11 protein-coding genes are annotated in these 14,198 nt (G+C 59.0%); 5 read left to right on the top strand and 6 right to left on the bottom strand.

The features are described 5' to 3' along the window. Positions 1 to 45 precede the first annotated feature (45 nt). Positions 46 to 957 (bottom strand): 5-dehydro-4-deoxyglucarate dehydratase, encoded by a 912-nt coding sequence (kdgD, locus tag BLU24_RS24395; RefSeq protein ID WP_093104692.1) that lies wholly within the window; start codon positions 955 to 957, stop codon positions 46 to 48. A 298-nt stretch (positions 958 to 1,255) separates the two neighbouring features. Here kdgD and BLU24_RS24400 point away from each other — a divergent pair, with 298 nt between their 5' ends. Then, on the top strand, positions 1,256 to 1,636 hold the full coding sequence (locus tag BLU24_RS24400) for a hypothetical protein (RefSeq protein WP_093104695.1): 381 nt from the start codon (positions 1,256 to 1,258) through the stop codon (positions 1,634 to 1,636). A gap of 3 nt (positions 1,637 to 1,639) precedes the next feature. Here the strand turns inward: BLU24_RS24400 and BLU24_RS24405 are convergent, their stop codons facing one another. The 4 genes from BLU24_RS24405 to BLU24_RS24420 all read right to left on the bottom strand — a co-directional run bounded on the left by BLU24_RS24405 (position 1,640) and on the right by BLU24_RS24420 (position 6,221). After that, positions 1,640 to 2,389, bottom strand: coding sequence for a FadR/GntR family transcriptional regulator (locus BLU24_RS24405; RefSeq protein ID WP_177344124.1), 750 nt, complete (start codon positions 2,387 to 2,389; stop codon positions 1,640 to 1,642). 191 nt (positions 2,390 to 2,580) lie between these two features. Further along, positions 2,581 to 4,308, bottom strand: a complete 1,728-nt coding sequence (locus BLU24_RS24410) for an ABC transporter ATP-binding protein/permease (protein ID WP_093104700.1) — start codon at positions 4,306 to 4,308, stop codon at positions 2,581 to 2,583. Positions 4,309 to 4,404: 96 nt separating this feature from the next. Beyond that, positions 4,405 to 4,965 carry a response regulator transcription factor gene (locus BLU24_RS24415; RefSeq protein ID WP_003221630.1) on the bottom strand — a complete coding sequence of 187 codons (561 nt, stop codon included), beginning with the start codon at positions 4,963 to 4,965 and terminating at the stop codon, positions 4,405 to 4,407. Further along, a complete protein-coding gene (locus BLU24_RS24420) occupies positions 4,962 to 6,221 on the bottom strand; it encodes an ATP-binding protein (protein WP_090281752.1) in 1,260 nt (419 codons plus the stop codon). The genes BLU24_RS24415 and BLU24_RS24420 overlap by 4 nt, the downstream gene beginning before the upstream one ends. A gap of 265 nt (positions 6,222 to 6,486) precedes the next feature. Between BLU24_RS24420 and BLU24_RS24425 the strand changes: the two genes are divergently transcribed. Continuing rightward, entirely contained in the window at positions 6,487 to 7,203 is a 717-nt protein-coding gene (locus BLU24_RS24425; protein ID WP_093104701.1) for an SIMPL domain-containing protein, read from the top strand. Between the two features lie 168 nt (positions 7,204 to 7,371). On the opposite strand, the gene BLU24_RS24430 is transcribed toward BLU24_RS24425, so the two are convergent. After that, positions 7,372 to 7,773: a DUF6124 family protein gene (locus BLU24_RS24430; RefSeq protein WP_093104705.1), complete on the bottom strand. Its 402-nt coding sequence runs from the start codon at positions 7,771 to 7,773 to the stop codon at positions 7,372 to 7,374. Positions 7,774 to 8,700: 927 nt separating this feature from the next. Between BLU24_RS24430 and BLU24_RS24435 the strand changes: the two genes are divergently transcribed. The 3 genes from BLU24_RS24435 (at position 8,701) to BLU24_RS24445 (ending at position 14,089) form a co-directional block, all read left to right on the top strand. Next, positions 8,701 to 10,302, top strand: a complete 1,602-nt coding sequence (locus BLU24_RS24435; protein ID WP_093104708.1) for an ABC transporter substrate-binding protein — start codon at positions 8,701 to 8,703, stop codon at positions 10,300 to 10,302. A gap of 260 nt (positions 10,303 to 10,562) precedes the next feature. Continuing rightward, on the top strand, positions 10,563 to 12,188 hold the full coding sequence (locus BLU24_RS24440; RefSeq protein WP_093104709.1) for an ABC transporter substrate-binding protein: 1,626 nt from the start codon (positions 10,563 to 10,565) through the stop codon (positions 12,186 to 12,188). Between the two features lie 302 nt (positions 12,189 to 12,490). Beyond that, complete coding sequence (locus BLU24_RS24445) at positions 12,491 to 14,089, top strand: ABC transporter substrate-binding protein (protein ID WP_093104710.1); 1,599 nt, start codon at positions 12,491 to 12,493, stop codon at positions 14,087 to 14,089. Positions 14,090 to 14,198 lie beyond the last annotated feature (109 nt).

The raw sequence follows: 14,198 nt of genomic DNA on the forward strand, positions 1-14,198 counted from the left end.
CGCAAAAAGCCGCTGATTGCTCAGCGGCCTCGCTCTACTCAGGTGTTACTGCGCGCCCTGCTTGTCGATCAGCGCGGCGAGCATGTCGTACTCTTCGCCGGTCAGGTCGGTCAGCGGCGCACGCACCGGACCTGCGTCATAGCCGGCGATTTTCGCGCCTGCCTTGACGATGCTCACGGCGTAACCGGCCTTGCGGTTACGGATGTCGAGGTACGGCAGGAAGAAGTCGTCGATGATCTTGCCAACGGTGGCGTGATCTTCACGGGCGATCGCGTGGTAGAAGTCCATCGCGGTTTTCGGGATGAAGTTGAATACCGCCGAGGAGTAGACCGGCACGCCCAGCGCCTTGTAGGCCGCGGCGTAGACTTCAGCGGTCGGCAGGCCGCCCAGGTAGCTGAAGCGATCACCGAGGCGGCGACGGATCGACACCATCAACTCGATATCGCCCAGGCCGTCCTTGTAGCCGATCAGGTTCGGGCAGCGCTCGGCCAGACGTTCCAGCAGCGGCGCGTTGAGGCGGCAAACGTTGCGGTTGTAGACGACCACGCCGATTTTCACCGATTTACACACGGCTTCAACGTGAGCGGCAACGCCGTCCTGGCTCGCTTCGGTCAGGTAGTGCGGCAGCAGCAGCAGGCCTTTGGCGCCCAGACGCTCGGCTTCCTGAGCGTATTCGATGGCCTGACGGGTCGAACCGCCCACGCCGGCGAGGATTGGCACGCTGGTCGCGCAGGTGTCGACGGCAGTCTTGATGATTTCCGAGTATTCGCTGGCGGCCAGGGAGAAGAACTCACCGGTGCCGCCCGCTGCGAACAGGGCCGAAGCGCCATACGGAGCCAGCCATTCCAGGCGTTTGATATAGCCCGCGCGGTTGAAATCGCCTTGCGCGTTGAAATCGGTCACCGGGAACGACAGCAGGCCGGCAGAGAGGATGGACTTCAGTTCTTGTGGATTCATTATTCGAACACCCTGGTAGCAACGTTTTATTGTGAGTGGACCGTTCAGCCTTGGCTGAAGTTGTAGGTCATCGTACAACTTAAAAGATAACCGTCAACTGCATTTCATCGTTGTCGGCACTTTTTTGTCGGACAAGATTGGCTCTGGACCTGGCAAAAATCGCTGCGAGGCCCGTCTTTACGGCGTCCGTTCACAGAAATATCTGGTCTGGATTCGTTTAAGTCATTGAGGGCGAGCGGCTCGTAAAGTGGGACGACTGCCACGAAGGATCGTGGCGGACCACTCAAAGGAAGCCGTTATGTCGATGCATTTTTCCGCCCCCACCCTCACCCACGCAGCCCCTGCGAAGGACGACTGCGTCACCGTTCATCTTTCGCAATTGCCGGACATCCTCACTGTGCAGGTTCCGGATTCCAGCGATTTCGCAGCGAACTGGACCGTCTACGCGATCCTCGGCAGCGATGCCGAAGAGCCCGAATGGGAGGGAGACGAAGTCGATACCGGCACCTGGGACGATGCCGAGGATGAAATGGAAAAGCTGTTCGACATCGAGGTGCAGTTGCCGAAAGAAGCGCTGCAACCGTACCTGGGCCGCGAGGTGGAGCTGCGCTACAAGTTTCGGGATGAGTCGAGTATGGAGCCGTATTCACTGCCGCTGAGGCTGCGAATAGAGGCGTAATACTTACCCTCGCTGCGCCTGCGCCTCTTCATGAGCCTGGCGCAGCCTCTCACGGCTGTTGGTCAAATGCAGACGCATCGCGGCGCGGGCTGCATCTGAATCCTGACGGGCGATCGCATCGTAGATTTCTTCGTGCTCACGGCTCAGACGGCCCATGTAATGTTGCTGATCATCATGGGCCAGGCGCGCCGAGTTCAGCCGCGTCCGCGGAATGATGCTGGTGCCCAGGTGGGTCATGATGTCGGTGAAATAGCGGTTGCCGGTGGACAGGGCAATTTCGAGGTGGAAGGCAAAGTCTGACGACACCGCGTCGCTGGCATGCGAGGCGCTTTCGTTCAACGCATCAAGGGCGGCGCGCATGGTCGCCAGTTGCTCGGGAGTGCGACGTTGTGCGGCGAGGCCGGCGGATTCGACTTCGAGGCTGATGCGCAATTCGAGGATAGCCAGGACGTCACGCAGGGTGACGACGGTCGCCGGGTCGATACGGAAACCACTCGGGCTCGGCGTGTCGAGGACGAAGGTGCCGATGCCATGGCGGGTTTCCACCTGACCTGCGGCCTGCAGACGGGAAATCGCCTCACGCACCACGGTGCGGCTGACGCCATGGGCTTCCATGATCGCCGACTCGGTGGGCAACTTGTCACCACGTTTGAGCAGACCATCGCGGATCTGCTCGCTCAGCACCGTCACCAGTTCCTGAGCCAGACTGCGGCGCTTGCGCGGTAGGCGCGGGGTGTCCATCAGCTTTTCCATGATCTGCATCTTGTCTCGAAAGTTCGGCTTGCGGCCATCATAGCTCAAGCGGGTTGTACGATCACCGCCCAGATCACAATGCCCTTTGTAGGAGTGAGCCTGCTCGCGATGGCGTCAGTTCAGTCGGCATCCTCTTTGACTGTCATACCGCTATCGCGAGCAGGCTCACTCCTACAGGGGAATGCATGGTGTCAGGCCGTCACGGGTTGCTCTATCAAGTGCCCGCTATCGATCCGCACATGCCGTGGATGGAAACGTTTCAGACTGCTGCGATGGCCGACGCTGACGATACTCAACCCCGGGATCTGATCGACCAGCGCCTGGTACAGCGTCGCTTCGTCCTCCTCGTCCATCGCCGAGGTCGCTTCGTCCATGTATAGCCATTGCGGTGCATAAAGCAGCGCGCGGGCGAAGGCCAGGCGCTGCTGTTCGCCCGGCGACAGCATGCGCTGCCAGTGATTGGCTTCGTCGAGCCGTGCAACCAGATGCGGCAGGCGACAGGTTTCCAGTACCTGGGCATAACGCTCTGTTGCGTAAGTGTCGCCCGGTTGTGGATAACTCAGCGCTTCGCGCAAGGTACCGATCGGCAGATACGGTTTCTGCGGCAGAAACAGATAACGCGCCGCTGGCAGGCGAATATTGCCATGCCCCGCCGGCCACAAGTGCCCCATCGCCCGCAGCAACGTCGACTTGCCGCTGCCGGAACGCCCGCTGAGCATCACTCGCTCACCCGGTTCCACGGTCATGTCGGCGTTGGTCAACAGATGACGGCCGTCGGCCAGATCCAGCCCGAGGTTGTGCACCTGCAATTCGCTGCCCTGGTTCTGCACATCAATGGCTGGAGCCCGCTCTTCGTTGTCGCTCATGGCCTGACGGAAGCTCAGCAGACGATCACAGGTCGCACGCCACGCGGCCAGATCCGCGTAGGCAGTGATGAACCAGCTGAAGTTCTCCTGCACGTTGCCGAACGCCGAGTTGATTTGCATCAGCTCGCCCAGTTCGATCTTGCCGGACAGGTAGCGCGGCGCCGCGACGATAAACGGGAAAATGATTGCGATCTGGCCGTAGCCGGAGGTGAAGAACGTCAGACGCTTGGACACGCGCATGATGTCCCAGAAGTTGTGCCAGACCAGGCCGAAGCGGCTGCTCAAACGGCGATTTTCATTCGGCTCGCCGTTGTACAGCGCAATACTTTCGGCGTTTTCCCGCACCCGCACCATGGAGAAACGCAGGTCGGCCTCGAAGCGTTGCTGCTGGTTGTTCAAACCGATCAAGCGGCGACCGATCAGGTGCGTCAGCCAACTGCCGACAGCCGCATAGAGCAGCGCACACCAGAACATGTAGCCGGGAATCTCGATACCAAAGACCTCGATGCTGCCCGAAACGCCCCACAAAATGATCGAGAACGACACCAGGCTGACAATCGTGCGCAGCAGCCCGAGGCCCAGGCTCAGGGTGTTGGCAGTGTAGGTGTTGAGGTCTTCGGAAATTCGCTGATCGGGGTTATCGGTGTAACCGCCCTGCTCCAGCTGGTAATAGTTCTTGTGGTCGAGCCAGCGCTTGAAGTGCTTTTCGGTCAGCCACGCCCGCCAGCGGATAGTCAGCATCTGCGTCAGGTACAGGCGATACACCGCGCCAAGAATCGCCACCGCCGCGATGCCGCAGAAATACAGGATCAACTGCCAGAACGCCGCCTCGTCCTTTTTCTGCAAGGCGTTGTAGAAGTCCTTGTACCAGCTGTTGATCCACACCGAGATGGCCACGCTGAACAATGTCAATGCAATCACTGCAATCAGCAACGTCCAGGCCTTGCCCTTCTCTTCACTGCGCCAATAAGGCGTGGTCATCGCCCAGACTTTGCGAAAAAACTGCCCGCGCACAGCATCGTTGACCGCGGAATATTCAGCGTTCTGATTCATGGATAAGGCTCGATAAAGATAAGAACAGACACGCACCGATCATAGATGATCGGTGCGTTTCATCGCGAGGGCTGGCGATAGTCGTTCAGCGCAGGTTCAGCGACGAACCGGGCGCTTCTGCAGTTTGCGCTGCAGGGTGCGGCGATGCATGCCCAAGGCGCGGGCAGTGGCGGAGATGTTGCCTTCGTGCTCGGTGAGCACGCGCTGGATGTGCTCCCACTGCAGGCGGTCGACCGACATCGGGTTTTCCGGCACCAGACTGTCGAGGTCGGCGTGCTCGGACAGCAACGCGGCCAGCACGTCGTCGGCGTCGGCCGGTTTGCACAGGTAGTTGCAGGCACCGCGCTTGATCGCCTCGACCGCAGTGGCAATGCTCGAATAGCCGGTGAGGATCACCACGCGCATTTCCGGGTCCAGCTCCAGCAGCTTGGGCAGCAGCACCAGACCGGAGTCACCGTCCATTTTCAGGTCGAGCGCGGCGTAATCCGGCAGATCGGCCTGAGCGATGGTCAGGCCTTCTTCGGCGGAACCGGCGGTGCTGACGCGAAAGCCACGGCGGGCCATGGCGCGCGCCATCACGCGGGTGAAGGTCGCGTCGTCATCGACCAGCAGCAAATGCGGCAGTTCTTCGCCTTCGACTTGGATTTCGTCACTCATGTTAGGTCTCCTCGGGCGCCGTGGGGCAGGCGCAGCTCGGTGAGCGTGCCGCCTTCCTCATGACTATAGAGTTTCACTGAGCCGCCGGCGCGTGTCACGCTGGCCTTGCTCAAAAACAGGCCCAGGCCGAAACCTTTGCCCTTGGTGGTAAAAAACGGTTTGCCGATCTGCTCGGCAATGGCCAGCGGAACACCGGCGCCGTGGTCGCGAATGCTGATGGTCAGCGTTTCCGCATCCCAATCCAGGGTGACCTGGAGGTTTTCCGGGCAGGCGTCGGCGGCATTGTTCAGCAGATTGAGCAGCGCCTGGGTCAGATCCGGCGGCGGAGCCATGCGCGGCACGCTGCCCTGGCCGAGACGCTGGAAGCGATAACTGGCCTCCGGGCGCATCAGATGCCAGCGGTTCAGCGCTTCGTCGAGCCAGTCGGTGACGTCCTGCATTTCTACCGCCAGACGCCGGTTGGCCTCGGCGGCACGGACCAGTTGCTGCAAGGTTTCCTTGCACAGCTTGACCTGATCCTGCAGCACCTTCAGATCGTCCTGCAACATCGGGTCGGGATGGTCCTGCTGCATTTCCTTGAGCAACACGCTCATGGTCGCCAGCGGCGTGCCAAGTTCATGGGCAGCGCCTGCGGCCTGAGTGGCGACGGCGAGCAACTGCTGATCGCGCAAACCTTCCTCACGGCGAATCGCCCGCAACTCTTCCTGACGGCGCAACTCTTCGGCCATGCGCGCAGCAAAAAAGGTAATCACCGCCGCCGCCAATGCAAAGCTCAGCCACATGCCGTAGATCTGCAGATTCTCGCGGGCCACCGGCAAGGTCTCCAGCGGATAGAAACGCGTCAGCATCACCGTGTACAACGCCAGCGCAATGCCCGACAGGATCACCGAATAGCGCCACGGCAGCGTCACCGCGGCGATGGTCAGCGGCACCAGATAATAGGAAACGAACGGGTTGGTCGAGCCGCCGGAGAAATACAGCAGCGCACTGTGAATCACCAGATCGCACGCCAGTTGCAGCGCGTATTCAAGCTCGGTCACCGGCCACGATGTGCGCAGACGCACGGCGGTGAATACACAGAGCAAGGTCGAACAGCCGAGGGTCATCGCCAGTTGCACCCACGGCAACGGCAACAATTGCAGCCAATACGCCAGCCCCACAGAACCGGCCTGCGCGGCGAGCACGAGGGTGCGAATGAACGTCAGCCGCCAGAGGTTCTGGCGAGTGGCGGAAGTCAGTTGTACGGGGGCGAGCATGAGCTCTCCTGATGAGCGCTCCAGGCGGATCGCAGGGAGTATAACCAAGGCGCGGGCGTGAGAGGCGAAAGTGCGGCAAACGACCACAGGAAGGCAGCTGCAAGTTGCAAGCTTCAAGCGGCAAGCAAGATCAAAAGCGACGCAGTTCTTGCTCTTGCTTTTACTTGCAGCTTGAAGCTTGAAGCTTGCAACTTGCAGCTGCTTTCTGGAGTCTGATGGTTCACGCAGGCTCGAACCAACACCTGCGCCCCCTCAAGGAGCTTTCATGCACACAGTTCGCCGCAGCGCCGCCCTTCTCGCCCTGACCGTCGGCAGCATCGCAAGCCTTCCGGCCCTGGCCGCCGATGAGCTGCACTACAACCAGATTTCCCTGCGCGCCGAAGTCAGCCAGGAAGTGGCTCGCGATCAGATGATCGTGACGCTCTACACCGAAGACCAGAACACCGACCCGGCCAAACTCGCCGCCGCCATCAGCACCACGATGAACAAGGCAACGGCCCAGGCCAAGCAAGTCAAGGACATCACCCTGCGCACGGGCAGCCGCAACAGCTACCCGATCTACGACACCAAGGGCCAGAAAATCACCGGCTGGCGCGAACGCGCCGAACTGCGCCTGGAAAGCACCGACTTCGCCGCCCTGTCGAAACTCACCGGCGAGCTGCTGACCGACCTGAAAATGGGCGGCATGGACTTCGCCATCGCCGACCCGACCCGCAAGGCCAGCGAAGACCAGTTGCTCAAAGAAGCCGTCAGCGCTTTCAAGGCCCGCGCACAACTGGCCACCGACGCCCTGGGCGGCAAAGGCTACAAAATCGTCAACCTGAACCTCAACAGCAACGGTTACCCACAACCGTACCTGCGCGGCCCAATGATGATGAAAGCCGCCGCCATGGATTCAGCACCGGTGACACCAGAAGTTGAAGCCGGCACCAGTCAGGTCAGCATGACCGCCGATGGCTCGATTGAAGTGTTGATGCAGTGAATTGAGCTTGGCTGAATGAAGAACCGCCGATCGGTGAATGATCGGCGGTTTTTTTATGCCGGGGATTTGTGGTGAATGTTCCACCGCTTTCGCGAGCAGGCTCGCACACAGTTTGAAATGCATTCCCCTGTAGGAGTGAGCCTGCTCGCGAAAAACGATGACTCGGGCTCAAGCCTGCGGATCAACCCGATCCAGCGCCCGATTCACCGCCAGCTCCGCCAGCATGATGATCTGCTGAATCGCCAGCGCTGTATTGCGCTCGGGCCGGCCCAGTTGATCGGCAAAGTTTCCGGCAAGGGTATTCGCCGAAGCCAGGGATTCGCAGGCGTGAGCCAGCAGGCTCTCAGTGTCGATGTCGGGCTGGATCAAAAACATCGTGCTCGGTGGATGCGGTTTGCTGGGTGGAGGGCAGAGATAGAAATCGAGGGCACGCTTTATGGCTTCGCGGTTCTTGATTTGATCGTCGGCGCGGACGGCGTCTTCGAGAGGGGTTGTGGGTTCAAGGGGTGGGTCGGGGACAATTTTATCTTTCATACAAATCTGCTCGTAATTCGAGCCGCCCTTAGCCATTTCTCACGTGACGAAGGGTGGCAGCTATGTGCGGAGTGAGAAACCGGTGAGCAGAAAACCGGCCAGACCGAAGTCTGCCCGCACACAGCCGCCATAAGGCATCGCGACAGCTGATAAGCCGGCCGCAATTATGGTCTTACTGGTGCCAGTTTCAAGCTCAGCGGGTTCTCACACCCGATCACTGAACATTCAGCGACACCCAGAGCCTAGAGAGCGAGCGTCCGACGGACAACCTGAAAACCTTGTGGGAAGGTTCTGGTTATCTGACACAGCTTTAAACAGCCAAAAGCCATCCCTCACCCTAGCCCTCTCCCGGAGGGAGAGGGGACTGACCGCGGTGGATGCGAAAGCCACTCCGACCTGAAATACCGAGTCGAACTCAGGTTTTGAACGGCCCACGAATCGGCTCCCTCTCCTGGGGGAGAGGGCTGGGGTGAGGGGCGAATCCACCGAAAATCCCAAGCCATGCGTCGCTTCTCACCACTCAATAGGCCGAGTGTCAGCTCGCCTGCTTTTGATCTTGCGTCACCGGCGACGTCGGAAGGCTGAGTGGAGGGATCGATCCGGGCGTGGGAGCGCAGCGACCGTCTGGCGCAGCCAGACACAGCGGAAGTAGGTGCAGCGAAGCAAACCGTAGCCGCTGCGCCCGGATCGATCCCGGAGCGAAGGGACCCGAGCCTGCGAGGGCCGTACGTAGGAGCAAGCGTTTTTTTGCTTACTTTTTTTAGGCGTTTGTAAAAAAAGTGAGTCGCCGTCAGGCGAAACCATAAGCCGCCGTTACCGCAGCAACGGATATACACCCAAAACAACACAACATAAGCCGCTATATACCGAGACAGACACCCCAACACAAAAAACGATATTTCCGAAGCCCCCCAAATCCCCGCTACCCTGAAAAGCATAACCAGCAAATTCCCCGGGGACTCCATGCCAAGATTCACCCTGAAACCACTACTGATCACGCTCGCACTAACGACCATAGCCCCGATCACACATGCCGCCACAACCCTGGTCTACTGCTCCGAAGCCAGCCCCGCCGGCTTCGACCCCAGCCAATACACCAGCGGCACCGATTTCGACGCCTCCGCCGAAACCGTCTTCAACCGCCTCACCCAATTCCAGCGCGGCGGCACCGACATCGAGCCCGGCCTGGCGACAAAATGGGACGTCTCCAGCGACGGCCTGCAATACACCTTCCACCTGCGCGAAGGGGTGAAATTCCACAGCACCGACTACTTCACCCCGACCCGCGACTTCAACGCCGACGACGTCGTATTCACCTTCCAGCGCCTGCTCGACCCGGCTAACGCCTTCCGCAAAGCCTACCCCGCCGAGTCCCCGTACTTCACCGACATGGGCCTGAACACCACGATCAAATCGGTGGAAAAACTCAACGAGCACAGCGTGCGCTTCAATCTCAACAACGTCGACGCTGCCTTCGTGCAGAATCTCGCCATGAGCTTCGCCTCGGTGCAGTCGGCCGAATACGCCGCGCAGCTATTGAAGGAAGGCAAAGCCGCCGACCTCAATCAGAAACCCATCGGCACTGGCCCGTTCGTGTTCAAGCGCTACCAGAAGGATTCGCAGATCCGCTATGTCGCGAACAAGGCCTACTGGAAACCCGAAGACGTGAAGATCGATAACCTGATTTTCTCGATCACTCCGGACGCGGCCGTACGTCTGCAAAAACTCAAGGCCGGTGAATGCCAGGTCAGCGGCTACCCGCGCCCGGCGGATATCGATGTGATGGAAAAAGACCCGAACCTGCGCGTGCTCAAGCAGCCCGGTTTCAACCTCGGTTTCCTCGCCTACAACACCACGCACCCGCCACTGGACCAGCTAAAGGTGCGTCAGGCTCTGGACATGGCCATCGACAAGCCGGCCATCATCAAGGCCGTTTACCAAAGTGCCGGCCAGTTGGCACACAATGCCTTGCCGCCCGCGCAATGGTCGTACGACCCGAACATCAAGGACGCGCCATACGACCCGGAAAAAGCCCGGGTGCTACTGAAAGAAGCAGGGGTTGCGCCGGGTACAACCATCAACCTCTGGGCGATGACAGTGCAGCGCGCATCGAACCCGAATGCACGCATGTCGGCGCAGATGATCCAGCAGGACTGGGCGAAGATCGGCATCAAGGCCAACATCGTCAGCTACGAGTGGGGCGAGTACATCAAACGCGCGAAAAACGGCGAGCACGACGCGATGATCTACGGCTGGACCGGCGACAACGGTGACCCGGACAACTGGCTCGGCGTGCTCTACAGCTGCGCGGCGGTAAAGGGCAGCAACTACGCCAAATGGTGTGATCCGGCCTACGACAAGCTTGTTCAGCAAGCCAAAGTTGCGACTGATAAGGCGCAACGGATAAAGCTGTATCAACAGGCGCAACTGATCCTTAAACAACAAGTGCCAATCACGCCGATTGCCAACTCCACGGTGTTCCAGCCGCTGCGCAAGGAAGTCACTGATTTCCGTATCAGCCCGTTCGGTCTCACCCCCTTCTATGGCGTGGGTATAAATAGGTAACACCGAGCCCCAACGCAGCGCGCACAACGTGACCGGCGCACTGTTTTGGGGCTCGATTTGCACCGTAAAAACCACCCGCAAACGGTCAAATGCGTCAGAAGTTATACGGATGCGACATTAAGGTACGTTCGTGCCACGCTTTGACGCCGCCGACCGCTCTGGATCTTGCATTGGGTATGGCCCCTGCATAAGTATCCGCAGGCACGACTCACGAGGTCGTACCTCACTACTAAAAAATGACAACAAATCATGAGGCCAACATGCTTAAACACGCGGTCATTCCGTTTTTAGTCGGCGCAGGCTTGTTAGCCTCCGCACCGTTCGCATCCGCTGCGACTAACCTGGTGTTCTGCTCCGAAGGCAGCCCGGCCGGTTTCGACCCAGGCCAGTACACCACCGGAACCGACTTCGACGCCTCAGCCGAAACCATGTTCAACCGTCTGACCCAGTTCGAGCGCGGCGGCACCGCCGTGATTCCTGGGCTGGCGACCAAGTGGGACATTTCCGATGACGGCCTGACGTACACCTTCCACCTGCGTGAAGGCGTCAAGTTCCACACCACGCCGTACTTCAAGCCGACTCGTGAATTCAACGCCGACGACGTGCTGTTTACTTTCAACCGCATGATCAACAAGGACGACCCTTTCCGTAAGGCGTACCCGACCGAATTCCCGTACTTCACCGACATGGGGATGGACACCAACATCACCAAGATCGATAAAGTCGACGACCACACCGTCAAGTTCACGTTGAAAGAAGTCGATGCCGCGTTCATCCAGAACCTGGCGATGAGCTTCGCTTCCGTGCAGTCCGCCGAATACGCGGCCCAGCTGCTCAAGGAAGGCAAAGCCGCCGACATCAACCAGAAGCCGATCGGCACTGGTCCGTTCGTGTTCAAGAGCTACCAGAAAGATTCCAACATCCGTTACACCGGCAACAAGGATTACTGGAAGCCGGAAGACGTGAAGATCGACAACCTGATCTTCGCCATCACCACCGACCCGTCGGTGCGTATCCAGAAGCTGAAAAAGAACGAGTGCCAGGTCACCCTGTTCCCGCGTCCGGCCGACCTCAAGGCGCTGAAAGAAGACAAAGCGCTGAAGATGCCGGATCAGGCCGGTTTCAACCTCGGCTACATCGCCTACAACGTGATGGACAAGGTCAAGGGCAGCAACGAAGCCAACCCACTGGCTGACCTGCGCGTGCGTCAGGCGCTGGACATGGCGGTGAACAAGCCGCAGATCATCGATTCGGTTTACCAGGGCGCGGGTCAACTGGCCGTCAACGCCATGCCGCCGACCCAGTGGTCCTACGACACCACCATCAAAGACACCAAGTACGACCCTGAGAAAGCCAAACAGCTGCTCAAGGAAGCCGGCGTCAAGGAAGGTACCGAAATCGTGCTGTGGGCGATGCCGGTACAACGTCCATACAACCCGAACGCCAAGCTGATGGCCGAAATGCTCCAGTCCGACTGGGCCAAGATCGGCTTGAAAGTGAAGATCACCAGCTACGAATGGGGCGAGTACATCAAGCGTTCCAAAGGTGGCGAGAACCAGGCCATGATCATTGGCTGGAGCGGTGACAATGGTGATCCGGACAACTGGCTGAACGTGCTGTTCGGCTGCGACTCGCTCAGCGGCAACAACTTCTCCAAGTGGTGCGACAAGAAGTTCGACGGTCTGGTGAAAGAAGCCAAACGCACGACCGATCAGGGCAAGCGCACCGAACTGTACAAACAGGCGCAACACGTCCTCAAAGATGCAGTTCCGATGACACCTATCGCTCACTCGACGGTGTACCAACCCATGCGCGCCAACGTGCAGGATTTCAAGATCAGCCCATTCGGCTTGAATTCTTTCTACGGCGTCAGCGTCAGCAAGTAAGGCATTGCAACGGCGGCGTTTCTGACGTCGCCGTTGCTTTTTCTACCGGGCAAACAGGAAAAGGCCTACACCAAAATCCGTAGTAGATGATTGCTTCGGTATAGGCGCGTCGACTTTTCCTACGAGCATTAAGGCTTTTACGTATTTACTGCCAGAAGCACGGTGCCTACCGTCGCGTACTGACCAGTGTCTGCGTGGGCCACCGGTTTTGCCGTACGTATTGGATTGAGCTCAATGCGCCATGAACGTCCCGGGATCGGGGCCAAAGCGCATTGCACACCATTAAAAAAAGAGGGAGCGTCATGCGCCATACCTTGAAATTGTCCGCTTTGCTGGGTGCTGGCCTGTTGGCCGCGTCGTCCGCCAGTTTCGCCGCACAGAAAAGCCTGGTGTTCTGCTCGGAAGGCAGCCCGGCGGGTTTCGATACCGCGCAATATACGACGGCCACCGATAACGACGCCGCCGAACCGCTGTACAACCGCCTGGTCGAGTTCGAAAAGGGCGCGACCAATGTCGTACCTGGCCTGGCAACAACGTGGGATATTTCCGAGGATGGTCTGAAATACACTTTCCACCTGCGTGAAGGTGTGAAATTTCATACGACCCCTTACTTCAAACCGAGCCGCGACTTCAACGCCGACGACGTGCTGTTCACGTTCAATCGCATGCTTGATGCGCAACAGCCGTTTCGTAAGGCTTACCCGACCGAATTCCCGTATTTCAACGGGATGAGCCTGAACAAGAACATCGCCAAGGTCGAAAAGACCGGGCCACTGACCGTGGAGTTCACGCTCAACAGCGTCGACGCCGCGTTCATTCAGAACATCGCCATGAGCTTCGCCTCCATCCTGTCCGCCGAATACGCCGACAAGCTGCTGGCCGAAGGCAAGCCGAGCGACATCAACCAGAAACCGATCGGCACCGGGCCGTTCGTGTTCAAGAGTTATCAGAAAGATTCGAACATCCGTTACACGGCTAATAAACAGTATTGGGACCCGAGCCGGGTCAAGCTCGACAATCTGATCTTCGCTATCAACACCGACGCCTCGGTGCGGGTGCAGAAGCTCAAGGCAGGCGAATGCCAGATCACCCTGCATCCGCGTCCGGCCGATGTCGAAGCGCTGAAGGCCGACCCGAAACTGCAACTGATCTCCAAGCCCGGTTTCAACCTCGGCTACATCGCCTACAACGTCCGCCACAAGCCTTTCGACCAGCTCGAAGTGCGCCAGGCGCTGGACATGGCGGTGAATAAACAAGGGATTCTCAACGCTGTTTATCAAGGCGCCGGTCAACTGGCCGTCAACGCGATGCCACCGACGCAGTGGTCCTACGACGACACCGTCAAGGACGCCGCCTACAACCCGGAAAAAGCCAGGGAACTGCTCAAGGCTGCCGGTGTGAAAGAAGGCACCGAGATCACCCTGTGGGCCATGCCGGTGCAGCGCCCGTACAACCCGAACGCCAAACTGATGGCCGAAATGCTGCAGGCCGACTGGGCGAAGATCGGTCTGAAAGTGAAGATCGTCAGCTATGAATGGGGCGAGTACATCAAGCGCACCAAGAATGGCGAACACGACGTCAGCCTGATCGGCTGGACCGGCGACAATGGTGACCCGGACAACTGGCTCGGCACCCTGTACAGCTGCGATGCGATTGGCGGCAACAACTACTCCATGTGGTGCGATCCGGCGTACGACAAGCTGATTAAACAAGCCAAGGTCGTTACCGACCGCGAACAGCGCACCGTGCTTTATAAACAGGCCCAGCAATTGCTTAAACAGCAAGTGCCGATCACGCCAGTCGCCCACTCGACGGTCAACCAGCCGTTAAGCACCAAGGTCGAGGGCTTCAAAGTCAGCCCATTCGGTCGCAACGTATTTTCGGGCGTCAGTATCGATTAAACCTACCGATTAGCCGCAACGCTGAGGGGAGCCGTGAACTCCCCTCACGCAAGCGCTTTGCCGAAATTCGTCAATCCGGCCTTTTGCAAACGTTTGCGATGTGTGAACG

It is taken from the genome of Pseudomonas sp. Z003-0.4C(8344-21) (assembly GCF_900104975.1).
Taxonomy (GTDB): domain Bacteria; phylum Pseudomonadota; class Gammaproteobacteria; order Pseudomonadales; family Pseudomonadaceae; genus Aquipseudomonas; species Aquipseudomonas granadensis.

Bases quoted from the DNA above. Each gene is read 5' to 3' on its own strand.
- kdgD (WP_093104692.1), bottom strand. From the start codon at position 957: ATGAATCCACAAGAACTGAAGTCCATCCTCTCTGCCGGCCTGCTGTCG.
- BLU24_RS24400 (WP_093104695.1), top strand. From the start codon at position 1,256: ATGTCGATGCATTTTTCCGCCCCCACCCTCACCCACGCAGCCCCTGCG.
- BLU24_RS24405 (WP_177344124.1), bottom strand. From the start codon at position 2,389: ATGGAAAAGCTGATGGACACCCCGCGCCTACCGCGCAAGCGCCGCAGT.
- BLU24_RS24410 (WP_093104700.1), bottom strand. From the start codon at position 4,308: ATGAATCAGAACGCTGAATATTCCGCGGTCAACGATGCTGTGCGCGGG.
- BLU24_RS24415 (WP_003221630.1), bottom strand. From the start codon at position 4,965: ATGAGTGACGAAATCCAAGTCGAAGGCGAAGAACTGCCGCATTTGCTG.
- BLU24_RS24420 (WP_090281752.1), bottom strand. From the start codon at position 6,221: ATGCTCGCCCCCGTACAACTGACTTCCGCCACTCGCCAGAACCTCTGG.
- BLU24_RS24425 (WP_093104701.1), top strand. From the start codon at position 6,487: ATGCACACAGTTCGCCGCAGCGCCGCCCTTCTCGCCCTGACCGTCGGC.
- BLU24_RS24430 (WP_093104705.1), bottom strand. From the start codon at position 7,773: ATGGCTAAGGGCGGCTCGAATTACGAGCAGATTTGTATGAAAGATAAA.
- BLU24_RS24435 (WP_093104708.1), top strand. From the start codon at position 8,701: ATGCCAAGATTCACCCTGAAACCACTACTGATCACGCTCGCACTAACG.
- BLU24_RS24440 (WP_093104709.1), top strand. From the start codon at position 10,563: ATGCTTAAACACGCGGTCATTCCGTTTTTAGTCGGCGCAGGCTTGTTA.
- BLU24_RS24445 (WP_093104710.1), top strand. From the start codon at position 12,491: ATGCGCCATACCTTGAAATTGTCCGCTTTGCTGGGTGCTGGCCTGTTG.